Here is a 13,505-nt window from a genome sequence, read left to right on the forward strand (position 1 = left end):
TTCTATGAAGCAGGACAGCAGGCAGATCACACAGACATTCGCGGCGTGGGCCATTCCGGTTTCAGTGGCGGTTTTGCTGCTGAAACTGCTGGCCTGGTGGGTGACGGGCTCGGTCGCCCTGCTCTCGGACGCCTTGGAATCGGTGGTGAATGTGGCGGCTGCTCTGCTTGCATTTTTCGCGGTGCGGATATCTGGCATGCCGCCAGACAAGAAACACCCGTTCGGGCATAAGAAGGCCGAGTATCTGTCGGCCGTGGCCGAAGGGACGCTGATTGTTCTGGCCGCGCTGCTGATCATTCGTGAAGCCGTTTCTGCCTTGCCTGATCCGCATCTGGCCGGAGAACCGTTCCTGGGTATTGCCATAAACGTGGGCGCGACCTGTCTGAACGGTATCTGGGCGTTTCTGCTGTTGCGGGTTGGGCGACGAGAATCCTCACCGGCGTTAGAGGCGAGCGGAAAGCACATTTTGACCGACATTATGACCTCGGTCGGTGTTGTTGTCGGGTTGCTGATTGCGATGGCGACAGGTTGGTTGATCCTTGATCCCATTATCGCGATTCTGGTGGCCGTCAATATTCTGTGGGAGGGGTGGAAGGTTATCCGCAGTTCGGTCGACGGGTTGATGGATGCTTCGCTGATCGACGGAGAATTGACGTCTGTCCGCGAAACGATCGAAGCCAATTTAGACCCGGCGCTTGAGTATCATGATCTGCGCGGTCGCAGGTCAGCCAACATGATTTTCGTTGAGTTTCACCTTGTCGTCGACGGTGCCATGTCGGTCGCGGCCGCGCATGACATCTGCGACGATATCGAGGCGGCCCTGAACAGGAAGTTTCCGGGGTCAGTCTTTGTCATCCATCTGGAACCGGACAGCGAGTTGAAAAGTGCCAGCGCCTGATTGACAGATACGCTCGCCGGTGCCAAAGGTTTCCTTCAGGTTTGGGTCCCCTGCCGTTCGCTGCCATTTGGCATTGGTGAAACCCGGTTGATGAACATCTGTTGCCCTTTTCTGGCGCGCGGATGGTAATGCGAACTCCGTCCTGACTTGGCGCCCGTTTAAGGAAACGAGGCAAGAAATGACACGTTCAAACAGTATTGCTCCACTTGAGGAGCTAAAAGCGCAAGCAAAACGACTGCGCGACAGGCTGCGCGGAGCGGGGGTTACGCTCTCGCATAGTGAATCGCTGGAATTGCTGGCGCATCAACATGGGGTGCGCGATTGGAATACGTTGCACGCAATGGCCGGAAATCGCATGCATTTGCGTGTTGGTGATCGCGTTGAAGGGTTCTATCTGGGGCAGCCGTTCAGGGCGGAGATCCGTGGTATGACCCTGTTGGGTGACGGGTCGCATCGGCGCGTTACCTTACACTTTGACACCCCCGTGGATGTCGTTCAATTCGACAGCTTCTCGGCCTATCGGCAACGCGTAACCGGTGAGATTGGCTGGGATGGCCGATCCACGCGACATACCTCGGACGGCCAACCGCAACTGATCGTGCGACCCACGTAAAGAAAAGGGCGCGGCGGGTAACCACCGCCGCGCCCAATTGTTAAGTTCTGGTCTGGCGTCACTCTGCCGCCCAGCCACCGACGGCTTTGACCTCAAGGAAGTCTTCCAACCCCCACAAGCCGCCTTCGCGCCCGTTGCCGGACTGTTTCATGCCGCCAAACGGTGATCCTGCACTGCGCGACTGGCCATTCATTTCGACCATGCCGGAACGCAATACCCGCGCCATTCGGTTTGCCCGCGCGCCGTCTTGTGTCTGAACGTAATTGGTCAGGCCGTATGGCGTGTCGTTGGCAATCTCGACCGCCTCTTCTTCAGTGTCGAAGGGGATCATGGTCAGGACGGGGCCAAAGATCTCTTCGCGCGCGACGGTCATCTGGTTATTGGCGTCGGCAAAGACGGTCGGACGTACATAATAACCCTTGTTCAGCCCCTCGGGCCGACCGGTGCCGCCTGTCACCAATCGGGCGCCTTCATCGATGCCCTTCTGGATCAGGTCCTGGATTTTGTTCCACTGCACCTCGTTCACGACGGGGCCGATATGGCGGCCTTCTTCCTGCGCGCTGCCCACCGAAACCATGCTGGCCACTTTAGCCGCCGTTTCCACAGCCTGATCGTAGATCGGGCGCTGCACCAGCATGCGGCTGGGCGCATTACAGCTTTGGCCGGTGTTGTTCATCATGTGCAGAACGCCACGTTTGACGGCCTTTTCATCGGCATCGGCAAAGACCACGTTTGCACCCTTGCCGCCCAGCTCCAGATGTACCTTCTTCAAGGTGTCTGCAGCACTTTTTGAGATCGCTGTGCCTGCGCGGGTCGAGCCGGTAAAGCTGACCATATCCACATCCGGATGCGCCGAAAGCTGGGAACCGACGCCCACGCCATCGCCGTTCACCAGATTGAAAACACCGGCGGGGAAGCCGGCCTCATCCATCATCTCGGCAAAGATCATCGCGTTCAGCGGGCTTTGTTCGGAGGGTTTCAGAACCATGGTGCAGCCTGCAATCGCCGCCGCGCCAACCTTGAGCGTGACTTGGTTCATCGGCCAGTTCCATGGTGTGATCAGGGCGGCAACACCGACGGCCTCATAGATGATCCTGTCATTGGGCGCGTGATCGCCCAGCGGGCGGTCGAATTGGAACGCTTTGGCTGCGCGCACAAAGTTCGCAAGGTGATACATGCCCGCGCCTGATTGTTGGGTGCGCGCCATGTCGATTGGCGCGCCCATCTCAAGTGACATCGCCTGTGCCAAATCCTCGGACCGGGATTGGTAAATCTCGATCAGTTTCTCGACCAACGCGATGCGATCTTCGACCTGTGTGGCCATCCAGCCGGGCAGGGCGGCCTTTGCGGCAGCAACTGCGGCGTCGGTATCAGCTTGTGCGCCCAGTGAGATCACCGCGCAGGGTTCCTCGGTCGAGGGGTTGATTACCTCGAAATCATTCGCTGCAGATGGGGCGACCCATGTTCCGTCAATGTAGAAATTGCGTTTCTCGATCATCACGTATCCTCCTGATCCCGTGGCCCGGATGGCGGGAATTTGCGCCACTCTGGCACCGGCATATCGGTGTGGCAAGGCGCAATTTGATCAAATTAATTTCCTCAAAAATGAATACCCTTTCAAGCAGCTAATGGTTTAACAATGGCGCAGAGTTATTAGGTTTCCAGCAACCGACTCGGTTTGTTTCACAAAAAAGGAGATGCCCCATGGGTTTGCGCATCAATGACACCGTTCCGAATTTCACTGCAGAGACGGATCAGGGCACTGTTCAGTTCCATGACTGGATCGGTGACAGCTGGGCGATCCTGTTCTCACACCCCAAGGATTTCACGCCGGTCTGCACTACCGAGTTCTCGGCCGTTGCGCAGCTGAACGACGAATGGGCAGCCCGCAACACCAAGGTGATGGGCGTCTCAGTCGATGGCGTCGAGGACCACAAGAAGTGGAAGAAGGACATCGAGGCGTATGGCAACGCCAACCCCGGTTTTCCGATCATCGCTGATGACGGTTTGGCCGTGTCCAAGGCGTTCGACATGCTGCCCGCCGAGGCGTACCTGCCCGATGGCCGCACGCCTGCCGACAGTGCAACCGTGCGTTCGGTGTTCATCATCGGCCCTGACAAACAGTTGAAACTGTCGATGACCTACCCGATGACCGTGGGCCGAAATTTTGCCGAAATCCTGCGCGCGCTGGATGGTCTGCAGATGAGCGCCAAGGGCGTGGCCACCCCCGCGAACTGGGTGCCGGGCGAAGACGTGATCATCCCGCCGGCCGTTTCGAATGATGAGGCAAAAGAAAAGTTCGGTGAGTTTGAAACCATCTTTCCGTATCTGCGTAAAACCAAAGCGCCCAGCTAAAGTAGCTCGGGCAGGGCGATAAGCTCTGCCCGATTCCAATCCGCCTTCAAGGGTGACTAAGCTGCGTATCGTTGAGGGTGCTGATACAGTTTCCGACGGTAGGCAGCGCGTTTGAACTCACGCGTTAGCTTGTCGGCCAGCGGCGGGCTTGCCTGTATGGTCGAACCGCCGATTTCTTGTGCGACTTCCTGATTGCCGCTTCCTTGCAAGGAAAGGATCGGCTGCCCAGTCACCCAGTGCATTTGCAGGAACGTGTCGACCGGTCGGTCAATCTGGTCGGTTACGGCAAGCAACCGCTCAGCCGCACGCCGCCCGACCACCTGGCAGACGCATTGCAAGCCAATGACTTTTGGCAGGATCAGACGCAATCCATTTTGCTTTATAAGCGTTCGTGCCGCATCCTCGCGTTGTTTCACGGGAATTCGGATATAGTGATCCGGGGTTGCAAGCGGATCCAACATCTCTAACGCATAGGCCATACGACACGGATCTATGCGCAAATCATCCTCGGTAATGATAGCGCGGTCGATCTTTTCATCAACGAGCTTGCGCCAGATTCGCCGATGGCTCGCGAAAATTCCGATCTCCGCAGGGCGTAGCGGAAAAGGGTATCTGGGGCGATACAAATCGCCCGGAAACAATTGTACATCCGCGATCTGAGCGGGGTCCTTCCCATTGACGGCCTCGAACAGTTCCGCATCGGGCAGACTGGCACACAGCCTTTCGGCATTGGGTCGCCGCGCTGTGCTTGCTGTCATATGGATGACAAAAGTCCTCATGCCACAGTGCATAGAACACGATAACGAAAGGGGGAAGAGAAACCCGAAAGAAACACTTCCCCGTGATCCATCAGAAACCGTAACGCAGTCCGACATTGACGCTGAAGGCGTCGATATCATCCTCGACCGTACCCGTAGACGCACCGTTTGGTGCCAAACGTGCCGAGGATACGTCGAATACGCGGGCATATCGGGTGTCCAGGGTCAGAGAGGTATTTGGGCTGATCTCATAGGCTACACCGGCAATAATTTGCGCAGCAAAGGTGGTGTCGGTGTCGTTAAGTTTAACGCCCGGCCCGTAGACAAAGTCCAGATCAGAATAGGTGGCACCCAGACCCAGACCGACATAGGGCGTGAAGGCCCCTGCCTGTTTGAAATCGACCAGCACATTGGCGAACAGCGATGTCTGCGACACGTCACCCGAAATGTTGCCTTCTGCGCCGGGTCCGTTGCCTGAAAAATTGACGCCATCCACGTCGTTGTCGCGGTAGGACAGCTCCAGCTCGATCCGGGTGCCAAACTGATCGTTCGACCACTGCGGGATCTCTTTGCCGACCGCGATGCCCAGCCCATAGCCGCCATCGAAATCGGTATCCACTGACTGCGACGATCCATTGATTGTGCCGCTAAAGTCGCTGTCCTGCAGCTGGCTGTACCCGGCAAAGCCCTGAAGATAGAGACCATCCGACAGGCTCTGCGCGGCCAGCGCGGACGCGCTGATCGTCAAAGCTGTCGAGGCGAGAAGAAGACGCGTAACCATGACCATGTCCTTTGTTCCACATTTGTTATGGCGCACATGTGGGCAGTAGAGGCAGGAATGAAAGGCAACAGCCCTTCACTTCAATTCACAGGATATTGGGAACGTGTGAGTGAATAAGATCAGCACCGAGCTAAAACTTTGGTTCACGTTCTATGTGGTCGAATTCGGCTTTTCAGAACTGTTTGTCAGCAAAGGTTCGGAAAGCAGCTCATCAATGAAGTAGCTCAGCAATTGCACGCGTCCCGTGACTCCTGCCTTGCGATACACCGCGGCGCATTGCGCTTTGACCGTGCCTTCTTTGGTTTGCCGCAATGTCGCGATGTCCGCAATGGACAGACCCTTGATAGACAACAGGGCAACGTCGCGCTCGGCATCACTCAGGTTCCACTCAGTGAATTGAGAGACAATGAGTTGAGCAAACGCGCCCTGCGCGACATTCAGCTGTCGCTGCATGTCGCGCACACGCCTGTTCTGGGACCTGATCAGTGCAATCGTCGCGGCAAGGCCGCCGATCAATGCCAGCGCCAGAACCAGTTCGAAACTATGCAGGTGGCGAAAGCCCGCGCTTTCCCCACCAGTCCAGTCCAACATCGCGTCGGTCACGAAAAAGGCGGCGCAGACGGCCTGCACCACCAGAAGGAGCCAAAGCAATGACGTTTGTGAAAGCTTCATGAGGCTCCTGAGAGTTCGTCGGGTCAGTCATCGTCCTTTTCGAGTTCGATGGCAGTTACCACGCCGTCGGTCTCGGACAGGACAAGTTCAGTTTCTACGCCATCCTTGATGAGTTCAACCTCGATCTCACCGTCTTCGAATTCGATCTCTTCAATCTGGTATCCCTGCGCCTCTAGGGTCGTGCGGATATCAGCCTCACTGGTGCCCAGTTTGTCGCCCAGTCCGACATTGGCCAGTGCAAGAACCGGCGCTGTTGCAATCAATCCGGTCAGTGTCAGCAGTTTCAAGGTTTCCATTTTACATCTCCTTTTTGTGTCTCGGTGACGGGATGGAACTGGGGGCAAGCCGAGTGCGCTGCGATTGGCTTTTGGTTGAAACGCAGGGAATTGGACCAAGGTTTATCCCGGAAAATGCGGATTCAGGTCGCCTGGTTCTGCATTTGCCCGAATTGTGCTAGGGTTATGCGGGGGAAATCTACAGGCATTTAAACACGGCGTCGGGCGTTCAGACTGTGTAAAACAGGAGAAGACGATGGAATTCACAGATTGGTACGTTGAAGGCGAAGCATTCGGGAACTGCAATTGCGGCTATGCCTGCCCTTGCCAGTTCGAAGAATTACCAACCCATGGAAATTGCCGCGGCTTTGAGGTGCTTGAGGTTTCCAAAGGGCATTTTGGCGACACCGACCTTGCTGGCACAAAAGCTGCGCTGATCTACGCCTGGCCCGGCCCGATCTTTGAGGGCGGCGGCCAGATGCAGGTGATCATCGACCCAAGCGCCTCGGACGCGCAACGGGCCGCATTGGAAAAGGTCTTTCACGGTGAAGAGACCGAGGAAATGGCAACCCACTGGCATGTCTTCCGCACGATGTGCGACACCGTTCACGAGACCCTGTATGTGCCGATTGATTTTGAGATGGACATGGATGGGCGCACCGCCAAAGTCTCAATCGGTGAGGTGCTGAGCTCAACCGGCCGTCCCATCGAGGCCCCACATGGTGGTGGCCCGCATCGTGTACGGATCGACATTCCCGGTGGTATAGAATTCACCCTGGCCGAGATTGGCAGTGCATCGACCAAGGCAGATGCGGCGATCAAACTGGATTTGAACGACAGTTATGGGCAGTGGCATGTGATGAAACACGGGCCGTCTGGCGTGGCGCACTGACGTTCTGGGTATTTGACTTGTCAGCAAGGATCAGGCAGCAGCGGTTTCACCAGTCAGATGTTCGCTTTGGCCAGCTTCGTTCTTTTCCAAGCTTGGCTTAATCGGCCGCACGCGATCATAGATGATGTGGAACAGGTAGGTGTAAACCGTATAAGTCAGTGTCAGACCGACATTGAGCGCAAGCGCTGATCCCAGAGAATGCCCACCAACCATCATCAAAAGTGGGCAGGTGATCATGACTGCCGTAACCTCATGCAATGTGGCATGAAGAACACGCACCGATTGGGGGCGTTTGCAGGCCAGCCGGGCCGTTTTGTCCCGCTCAATCAGATCAAAAATAGTATTGAAGATCGGGCACCAGATCATGATCACAATCGATAGCATGGCGATCATAGCGAACCCGTGCACCATCGATGCGCCGGTCAAATAAGCGTATACGGGTGAGACAAAAGCGATCCCGATCAGCTCGAAGCTGCCGGTCTGGATGACGCGTTCCTTGAAGGTCCTCAGGGTCATGTCACGCCTTTCAAAACAAAGGATTACCGTTCAGCCGAGCGGATTGCCCGGCCGCTGAAATACGGGTGGTCTTAAGGGATGGATTGCTTCCCTAGCGTAACCTTTCATGAAGAAATACATCTGACTGTGAACTCGCACACATTCAGATATTTATGGCAATAATTGACCGATCCGTCCTTGGCTGGGCGGTCATAACTCGAAACGAAAAAAGGCCCCGGCGTTTCCACCGGGGCCTTGATCAATTGAAAGAAGAACAGATTACTCTGCGCTTTCCTCTTTCTTTTCTTTCTTCTCGGGAACGATCTCTTCGCCGGTTTCCTGATCGACCACTTTCATCGACAGGCGGACCTTGCCGCGGTCGTCAAAGCCCAGCAGCTTGACCTTTACTTCCTGACCTTCCTTCAGAACATCCGACGGATGGTTCAGGCGGCGGTTTTCGATCTGGGACACGTGGACCAGACCGTCGCGCTTGCCAAAGAAGTTCACGAAGGCACCGAAGTCGACGATCTTAACGACTTTACCGGTGTAAACTTGGCCTTCTTCCGGCTCAGCGACGATCGAGTGGATCATCTCATACGCCTTCTTGATCGATTCACCATCGGGCGAGGCGATCTTGATGACGCCGTCGTCGTTGATGTCGACCTTAGCGCCTGACACTTCGACGATTTCGCGGATGACCTTACCGCCCGAACCGATCACTTCACGGATCTTGTCGGTCGGGATGTTCATGGTCTCGATGCGCGGGGCGTGGACCGAGAAATCGTTGGTCTCGGACAGGGCTTTGCCCATCTCACCCAGGATGTGCATCCGGCCGTCCTTGGCTTGCGCCAGGGCTTTCTCCATGATCTCGGGCGTGATGCCTGCGACCTTGATGTCCATCTGCAGCGAGGTAATGCCGTTTTCGGTGCCCGCAACTTTGAAGTCCATGTCGCCCAGGTGGTCTTCGTCACCCAGAATATCCGACAGGATGGCGTATTCGCCGTCATCTTCCAGGATCAGGCCCATGGCCACACCGGCAACCGGTGCTTTCAGCGGAACGCCCGCATCCATCATCGACAGCGAGCCGCCGCAGACCGACGCCATCGAGGACGAGCCGTTGGATTCCGTGATCTCGGACACGATGCGGATCGTGTAGGGAAAGTCAGTCGCCGCGGGCAGAACCGCCTGCAGGGCGCGCCATGCCAGCTTGCCGTGGCCGATCTCACGACGGCCCGGGCCACCTACGCGGCCAACTTCACCAACCGAATACGGAGGGAAGTTGTAGTGCAGCAGGAAGTTCGATTTGAAATTGCCATGCAGCGCATCGATGAACTGCTCATCGTCGCCAGTGCCCAGCGTGGTTACAGCCAGCGCCTGCGTTTCACCGCGGGTGAACAGGGCGGAACCGTGGGTCCGGGGCAGCATCGAGGTTTCTGCAACGATCGAACGGATATCGGTGGTCGAACGACCGTCGATCCGCTTGCCGCCTTTGACGACGTCGCCGCGCAGAATGCCAGCTTCCAGCTTCTTCATTGCGGAACCGAGGTTGCCGTCTTCCAGCTGCTCTTCGGTCAGTGCTGCTTTGATCGCTTCACGCGCAGCGGCAACAGCGGTGGTGCGCTCTTGCTTGTCGGTGATCGCGAAAGCGGCGCGCATCTGCTCTTCCCCAGCAGCTTTGACTGCGGCGGACAGCTCCGAGTAGTCGGGCGCCTGGAAGTCGAACGGCTCTTTCGCGGCGTCTTCGGCCAGCGAGATGATCAGGTCGATGACCGGCTGAATCTGTTCATGTGCGAATTTGACCGCACCCAGCATTTCGGCCTCGGACAGCTCGTACGCTTCCGATTCAACCATCATTACGGCGTCTTTGGTGCCGGCAACAACCAGGTCCAGGCGCTGTTCAGGGTTCAGGCGCAGGTCCTGCATGTCATCGACGGTCGGGTTCAGAACGTATTCACCGTCCTCAAAACCAACGCGGGCACCGGCGATCGGACCCATGAACGGCGCGCCGGAAATAGTCAGCGCAGCCGAGGCAGCGATCATCGCAACCATGTCGGGGTCGTTGACCAGATCGTGAGACAGCACGGTGCACATCACCAGAACTTCGTTTTTGAAGCCGTCAACGAACAGCGGGCGGATCGGACGGTCGATCAGACGCGCAGTCAGCGTCTCTTTTTCGGTCGGGCGCGCCTCGCGCTTGAAGAAGCCACCCGGAACCTTACCGGCGGCATAGTATTTTTCCTGATAGTGGACGGTCAGAGGGAAAAAGTCCTGACCCGGTTTTTGCTGCCGTGCAAAGGTCACGTTCGCCATGACGCTGGTTTCGCCCAGTGTCGCGATCACGCTGCCGTCGGCCTGACGGGCAACCTTGCCGGTTTCCAGTGTGAGCGTCTCTTCGCCCCACTGCATAGATTTTTTCGTTACATCAAACATATGCGTATCCTAGATGGGAGCACTCCCGCCCCTGCGGGTCTCCCGTTTGCATGGCGGCCCCATTGCCGCCGATCCCATTTTAGCTTTCGTCTGAGTGCCGGGATCAGGGCACAACGTCTCAGATACCGCGCGCATACATGAGATTGGTGTAGAAGGAAAGGGGAACCGCGCAGGGCCGGTGAAGGACTGCGCAGCCTACGCCCGATCCATTTTGGACCGGGCCAGAGCCGTTCAAAAGAGTGCGTGCGCGAGGATCATCACCACGCCGCATCCCAGAGCATAGCCAGTGTCGACCATGATCGCGAACACGCTTTTTTGCGCCCAGGCCCCGACCGAGGCCGCCTGTGCCGCCACTGCAAGGATGGCCAGAAGGGCGACGCCCAGGCTGTTGGTGGTTTCGGTGAGCGCGATCATGGTGGCCAGCAAGATCAGGAACACGATCTGCGCGGCCATCTGAGGCAATGGCGGCGATTCCGGCGGTGTCGGATCAATCCGCGTTCCTTCGGCCCAGCGTTTCTGGAATCCGACCGGTCCATAGACCAGCCATCCCAGCAGAAAGGCCGCGATCACCCCCGCTGCAAGGGCCAGCCAGTTGATCATAGCGCTGTCTCCAGCGCTGCAAGGATCGCAGCCCATCCGCCCTCGTGATTGTCGCGGCTTTCCTGTGATGGGAAGCGGACGTGATGCAGTCGCAATTCGGTCCCTGCATCGATTGGCGTGAAATCCAGCGTCACGGTGGAATCATCCTGACTGTACGGAGAGTTCCACGTAAATTGCAGCCGGTTCGGGCGGTCGATGACCTTGTATTCGCCCTCATGTGGCAAATCCCCGGCCTCGGGAGCGCGCATCATGATCTTGAACCGTCCACCGACCTTTGCATCGGAATGCGCCTCGGGCACTGTCATACCCGGCCCCGGCAGCATGAATTTGGCCAGCATATCCGGGTTCAGCCAGGCGTCGAACACCTTTTCAGGTGGGTGCGGGATTGCGCGTGTAATTTCAAGAGACAGATCCGTCATCTTCTGGGTCCTCCAAAGCAGTTTCCAAAGCGTCCAGCCGAAGCGCCCAGATCGAACGCAAACCGGCAAACCATTCATCCACGGCTGACAAGGGATCCATTTGAACCTCGATCAAATGCTCGCGCCATTCCGTCCGGCGCCGCACCAGTTCGGCGTTTTCCAACACCTTGATGTGCTTGGATACCGAATTGAGGCTCATATCGAATTGCCGCGCGATGTCCGTCACCCGCAAGGGTCCCTGCTGCGCAAGCATCGTCAGGATCGCACGGCGGGTCGGGTCGGACGCGGCCTTCAATATCGCGCTCAGATCAGAGCGACTCTCTCGTTCAACCATATGGATGAATTACATCCTTCTTCTGCTTCAGTCAACCATTTGGGTGAATAACACGGATAAAGCCCTTTGGCCAGAAGTTGGGACCAATGGTCCCGGTGCCGCCCAAAGTTGTTAATCTAGCCAGATAAATTCACTAACGGGAATGCGTTTGGTGAAATTATGTCGTCAGTGTAAGCTGTTATCACGAAGCCCGCGGTCGAATTGACGGAGAAGCGCCAAGGGACAAAATCTCGTTTCCGTCCGCTGGTCGAATACCTTGGCGTTTGCACTTAGCGAACAGAAGGGCAGACGAATGGCACAAACCAAGAAAATGCTGGATCCGGACCCCCGGATTTACGACTTCGAGACCGAATACGAGCTTGGGCAAGACAACGTCCGGCCATTCGGTCTGGACATCCACAACCCGGTCTTTTTGATCTCGAGCATCCTGATCTTTGCGTTCGTTCTGATCGCTTTGGCCAACCAAGAGGGTACCGCGGCACTGTTTGGCTGGCTAAGACCATGGCTCACCAGCACGTTTGACTGGTTCCTGGTCCTGTCGGTCGACGCAATCACATTGTTCTGTCTTGTTCTGATCGTGCTGCCGGTTGGCAAGGTGCGGATCGGTGGCAAGGACGCAAAGCCCGACTATTCCTATGCCGGGTGGATTGCGATGATGTTCGCGGCTGGTATCGGCATCGGGCTGTTGTTCTTTGGAGTGATGGAGCCCGTCTATTACAATTTTGCCGAAGACGGCAACGCGGTGCCACTGGGCATCGACATCGCCGTTCCGGGCAATGAATATGCTGGAGTCGTCGGTACAATCCATCACTGGGGGCTGGAAGGCTGGGCGGTCTACGCCGCTGTTGGTCTAAGCCTGGCCATCTTTGCCTATAACCTTGATCTGCCCTTAACCCTGCGGTCGGCCTTCTACCCGATCCTGGGCGAACGCGTCTGGGGTTGGTGGGGCCACATCATCGATACCTTGGCTGTGTTTGCGACGCTCTTTGGCCTGACCACCTCGTTGGGTCTTGGTGCGCAGCAGGTTGCGGCGGGCCTGAATGAGGTGTTCGGCATCGAACCCAGCCCAACCGTCACAGTCCTGCTGATCATCGGTATCACGTTGATTGCGTTGGGTTCGGTCCTGATGGGGATGGATGCTGGCGTCAAACGGTTGAGTGAAATCAACATGATCATGGCCGTCGGCCTGTTTATCTTCGTGATTGTTGTTACTGGCGTCGGCACGGCCATCGCACGGTATTTCAACGTGATGGTGGATTATGTGTACCACCTGCCGGCGCTGTCGAACCCGTTCGGACGCGAAGACACCAGTTACTTCCACGGCTGGACGACCTTCTATTGGGCCTGGTGGATCGCATGGTCGCCTTTTGTGGGCATGTTCATCGCCCGCATCTCAAAAGGTCGCACAGTGCGCGAGTTCATCCTTTGCGCCCTGCTCGCACCAACGGCTGTTTGTGCCTTGTGGATGTCGACCTTTGGCGGTGCCGCCATCGACATGTTGAACGCAGGTGGAGCCGAAGGTGTGCGTGCCACAGTGATCGACAGCTACGCCCCTGAAGGTGCCCTGTTCGGATTCCTCAAGGAGCTGCCGCTTTACAGTATTGTTGCGCCAATCGCCCTGGTCCTGATCGTGGTGTTCTTTGTCACCTCGTCGGATTCCGGTTCGCTGGTGATCGACACGATTACTGCGGGTGGCAAGATGGACGCACCGGTGGTTCAGCGGGTGTTCTGGTGCACTTTGGAAGGTCTGGTCGCCATTGCGCTGTTGCTTGGCGGGGGCCTCTCTGCACTGCAAGGTGCTGCGGTTTCGACAGGTATCCCGTTCACCTTGGTGGTTCTGATCATGTGCTACTGCTTGTGGCTAGCGCTGAAATCAGAAAAAGCCAAGATGTAGGGCCTTGATCAGATACAATTTGGACGCCCGCCTTTTGGCGGGCGTTCTTTTGTCGCCGGACAAAAAGCAAGGCACAGGCTATAGGCCCT

At 56.9% G+C, this 13,505-nt stretch carries 15 protein-coding genes; 5 read left to right on the forward strand and 10 right to left on the reverse strand.

What is annotated here, in order from left to right; genetic code table 11:
• Positions 1–4: 4 nt before the first annotated feature.
• Positions 5–898 (forward strand): cation diffusion facilitator family transporter, encoded by an 894-nt coding sequence (locus tag AC2FFH_RS17755; protein ID WP_496844969.1) that lies wholly within the window; start codon positions 5–7, stop codon positions 896–898.
• A gap of 178 nt (positions 899–1,076) precedes the next feature.
• Positions 1,077–1,511 (forward strand): glyoxalase superfamily protein, encoded by a 435-nt coding sequence (locus tag AC2FFH_RS17760; protein ID WP_496765489.1) that lies wholly within the window; start codon positions 1,077–1,079, stop codon positions 1,509–1,511.
• A gap of 58 nt (positions 1,512–1,569) precedes the next feature.
• On the opposite strand, the gene AC2FFH_RS17765 is transcribed toward AC2FFH_RS17760, so the two are convergent.
• Positions 1,570–3,009 carry an aldehyde dehydrogenase family protein gene (locus tag AC2FFH_RS17765; protein WP_282170196.1) on the reverse strand — a complete coding sequence of 480 codons (1,440 nt, stop codon included), beginning with the start codon at positions 3,007–3,009 and terminating at the stop codon, positions 1,570–1,572.
• 206 nt (positions 3,010–3,215) lie between these two features.
• On the opposite strand from AC2FFH_RS17765, the gene AC2FFH_RS17770 reads away from it, so the two are divergent.
• Positions 3,216–3,866: a peroxiredoxin gene (locus tag AC2FFH_RS17770; RefSeq protein WP_058274981.1), complete on the forward strand. Its 651-nt coding sequence runs from the start codon at positions 3,216–3,218 to the stop codon at positions 3,864–3,866.
• Between the two features lie 56 nt (positions 3,867–3,922).
• Here AC2FFH_RS17770 and AC2FFH_RS17775 read toward each other — a convergent pair whose 3' ends face one another.
• The 4 genes from AC2FFH_RS17775 to AC2FFH_RS17790 form a co-directional block, all read right to left on the reverse strand.
• On the reverse strand, positions 3,923–4,657 hold the full coding sequence (locus tag AC2FFH_RS17775) for a glycosyltransferase family 25 protein (protein ID WP_496739560.1): 735 nt from the start codon (positions 4,655–4,657) through the stop codon (positions 3,923–3,925).
• Between the two features lie 58 nt (positions 4,658–4,715).
• Complete coding sequence (locus tag AC2FFH_RS17780) at positions 4,716–5,405, reverse strand: outer membrane protein (protein WP_496844971.1); 690 nt, start codon at positions 5,403–5,405, stop codon at positions 4,716–4,718.
• A 150-nt stretch (positions 5,406–5,555) separates the two neighbouring features.
• Positions 5,556–6,077, reverse strand: coding sequence for a helix-turn-helix transcriptional regulator (locus AC2FFH_RS17785; protein WP_496734976.1), 522 nt, complete (start codon positions 6,075–6,077; stop codon positions 5,556–5,558).
• 23 nt (positions 6,078–6,100) lie between these two features.
• The gene (locus tag AC2FFH_RS17790; protein ID WP_282119574.1) at positions 6,101–6,373 is read right to left on the reverse strand and encodes a PepSY domain-containing protein; all 273 of its coding nucleotides are present in this window, start codon (positions 6,371–6,373) and stop codon (positions 6,101–6,103) included.
• Between the two features lie 235 nt (positions 6,374–6,608).
• Between AC2FFH_RS17790 and AC2FFH_RS17795 the strand changes: the two genes are divergently transcribed.
• Positions 6,609–7,244 (forward strand): DUF1326 domain-containing protein, encoded by a 636-nt coding sequence (locus tag AC2FFH_RS17795; protein ID WP_496734973.1) that lies wholly within the window; start codon positions 6,609–6,611, stop codon positions 7,242–7,244.
• 30 nt (positions 7,245–7,274) lie between these two features.
• Here the strand turns inward: AC2FFH_RS17795 and AC2FFH_RS17800 are convergent, their stop codons facing one another.
• The 5 genes from AC2FFH_RS17800 to AC2FFH_RS17820 form a co-directional block, all read right to left on the reverse strand.
• Positions 7,275–7,760 carry a PACE efflux transporter gene (locus AC2FFH_RS17800; RefSeq protein ID WP_496844972.1) on the reverse strand — a complete coding sequence of 162 codons (486 nt, stop codon included), beginning with the start codon at positions 7,758–7,760 and terminating at the stop codon, positions 7,275–7,277.
• Positions 7,761–8,018: 258 nt separating this feature from the next.
• Positions 8,019–10,169 (reverse strand): polyribonucleotide nucleotidyltransferase, encoded by a 2,151-nt coding sequence (pnp, locus tag AC2FFH_RS17805; RefSeq protein ID WP_496765468.1) that lies wholly within the window; start codon positions 10,167–10,169, stop codon positions 8,019–8,021.
• Between the two features lie 231 nt (positions 10,170–10,400).
• A complete protein-coding gene (locus AC2FFH_RS17810; protein ID WP_496777310.1) occupies positions 10,401–10,769 on the reverse strand; it encodes a DUF1761 family protein in 369 nt (122 codons plus the stop codon).
• Positions 10,766–11,188, reverse strand: a complete 423-nt coding sequence (locus AC2FFH_RS17815; protein WP_496844975.1) for an SRPBCC family protein — start codon at positions 11,186–11,188, stop codon at positions 10,766–10,768. The genes AC2FFH_RS17810 and AC2FFH_RS17815 overlap by 4 nt, the downstream gene beginning before the upstream one ends.
• Positions 11,169–11,522: an ArsR/SmtB family transcription factor gene (locus AC2FFH_RS17820; protein WP_496777314.1), complete on the reverse strand. Its 354-nt coding sequence runs from the start codon at positions 11,520–11,522 to the stop codon at positions 11,169–11,171. Before AC2FFH_RS17820 ends, AC2FFH_RS17815 begins: the two co-directional genes overlap by 20 nt.
• 292 nt (positions 11,523–11,814) lie before the next feature.
• On the opposite strand from AC2FFH_RS17820, the gene AC2FFH_RS17825 reads away from it, so the two are divergent.
• Positions 11,815–13,416: a BCCT family transporter gene (locus tag AC2FFH_RS17825; protein ID WP_058277077.1), complete on the forward strand. Its 1,602-nt coding sequence runs from the start codon at positions 11,815–11,817 to the stop codon at positions 13,414–13,416.
• The last annotated feature ends 89 nt before the right edge of the window (positions 13,417–13,505 follow it).

It is taken from the genome of Ruegeria sp. YTSC003 (genome assembly GCF_059609785.1).

Coding starts and splice junctions, on each gene's coding strand:
- AC2FFH_RS17755 (WP_496844969.1), top strand. CDS start 5: ATGAAGCAGGACAGCAGGCAGATCACACAGACATTCGCGGCGTGGGCC.
- AC2FFH_RS17760 (WP_496765489.1), top strand. CDS start 1,077: ATGACACGTTCAAACAGTATTGCTCCACTTGAGGAGCTAAAAGCGCAA.
- AC2FFH_RS17765 (WP_282170196.1), bottom strand. CDS start 3,009: ATGATCGAGAAACGCAATTTCTACATTGACGGAACATGGGTCGCCCCA.
- AC2FFH_RS17770 (WP_058274981.1), top strand. CDS start 3,216: ATGGGTTTGCGCATCAATGACACCGTTCCGAATTTCACTGCAGAGACG.
- AC2FFH_RS17775 (WP_496739560.1), bottom strand. CDS start 4,657: ATGCACTGTGGCATGAGGACTTTTGTCATCCATATGACAGCAAGCACA.
- AC2FFH_RS17780 (WP_496844971.1), bottom strand. CDS start 5,405: ATGGTTACGCGTCTTCTTCTCGCCTCGACAGCTTTGACGATCAGCGCG.
- AC2FFH_RS17785 (WP_496734976.1), bottom strand. CDS start 6,077: ATGAAGCTTTCACAAACGTCATTGCTTTGGCTCCTTCTGGTGGTGCAG.
- AC2FFH_RS17790 (WP_282119574.1), bottom strand. CDS start 6,373: ATGGAAACCTTGAAACTGCTGACACTGACCGGATTGATTGCAACAGCG.
- AC2FFH_RS17795 (WP_496734973.1), top strand. CDS start 6,609: ATGGAATTCACAGATTGGTACGTTGAAGGCGAAGCATTCGGGAACTGC.
- AC2FFH_RS17800 (WP_496844972.1), bottom strand. CDS start 7,760: ATGACCCTGAGGACCTTCAAGGAACGCGTCATCCAGACCGGCAGCTTC.
- pnp (WP_496765468.1), bottom strand. CDS start 10,169: ATGTTTGATGTAACGAAAAAATCTATGCAGTGGGGCGAAGAGACGCTC.
- AC2FFH_RS17810 (WP_496777310.1), bottom strand. CDS start 10,769: ATGATCAACTGGCTGGCCCTTGCAGCGGGGGTGATCGCGGCCTTTCTG.
- AC2FFH_RS17815 (WP_496844975.1), bottom strand. CDS start 11,188: ATGACGGATCTGTCTCTTGAAATTACACGCGCAATCCCGCACCCACCT.
- AC2FFH_RS17820 (WP_496777314.1), bottom strand. CDS start 11,522: ATGGTTGAACGAGAGAGTCGCTCTGATCTGAGCGCGATATTGAAGGCC.
- AC2FFH_RS17825 (WP_058277077.1), top strand. CDS start 11,815: ATGGCACAAACCAAGAAAATGCTGGATCCGGACCCCCGGATTTACGAC.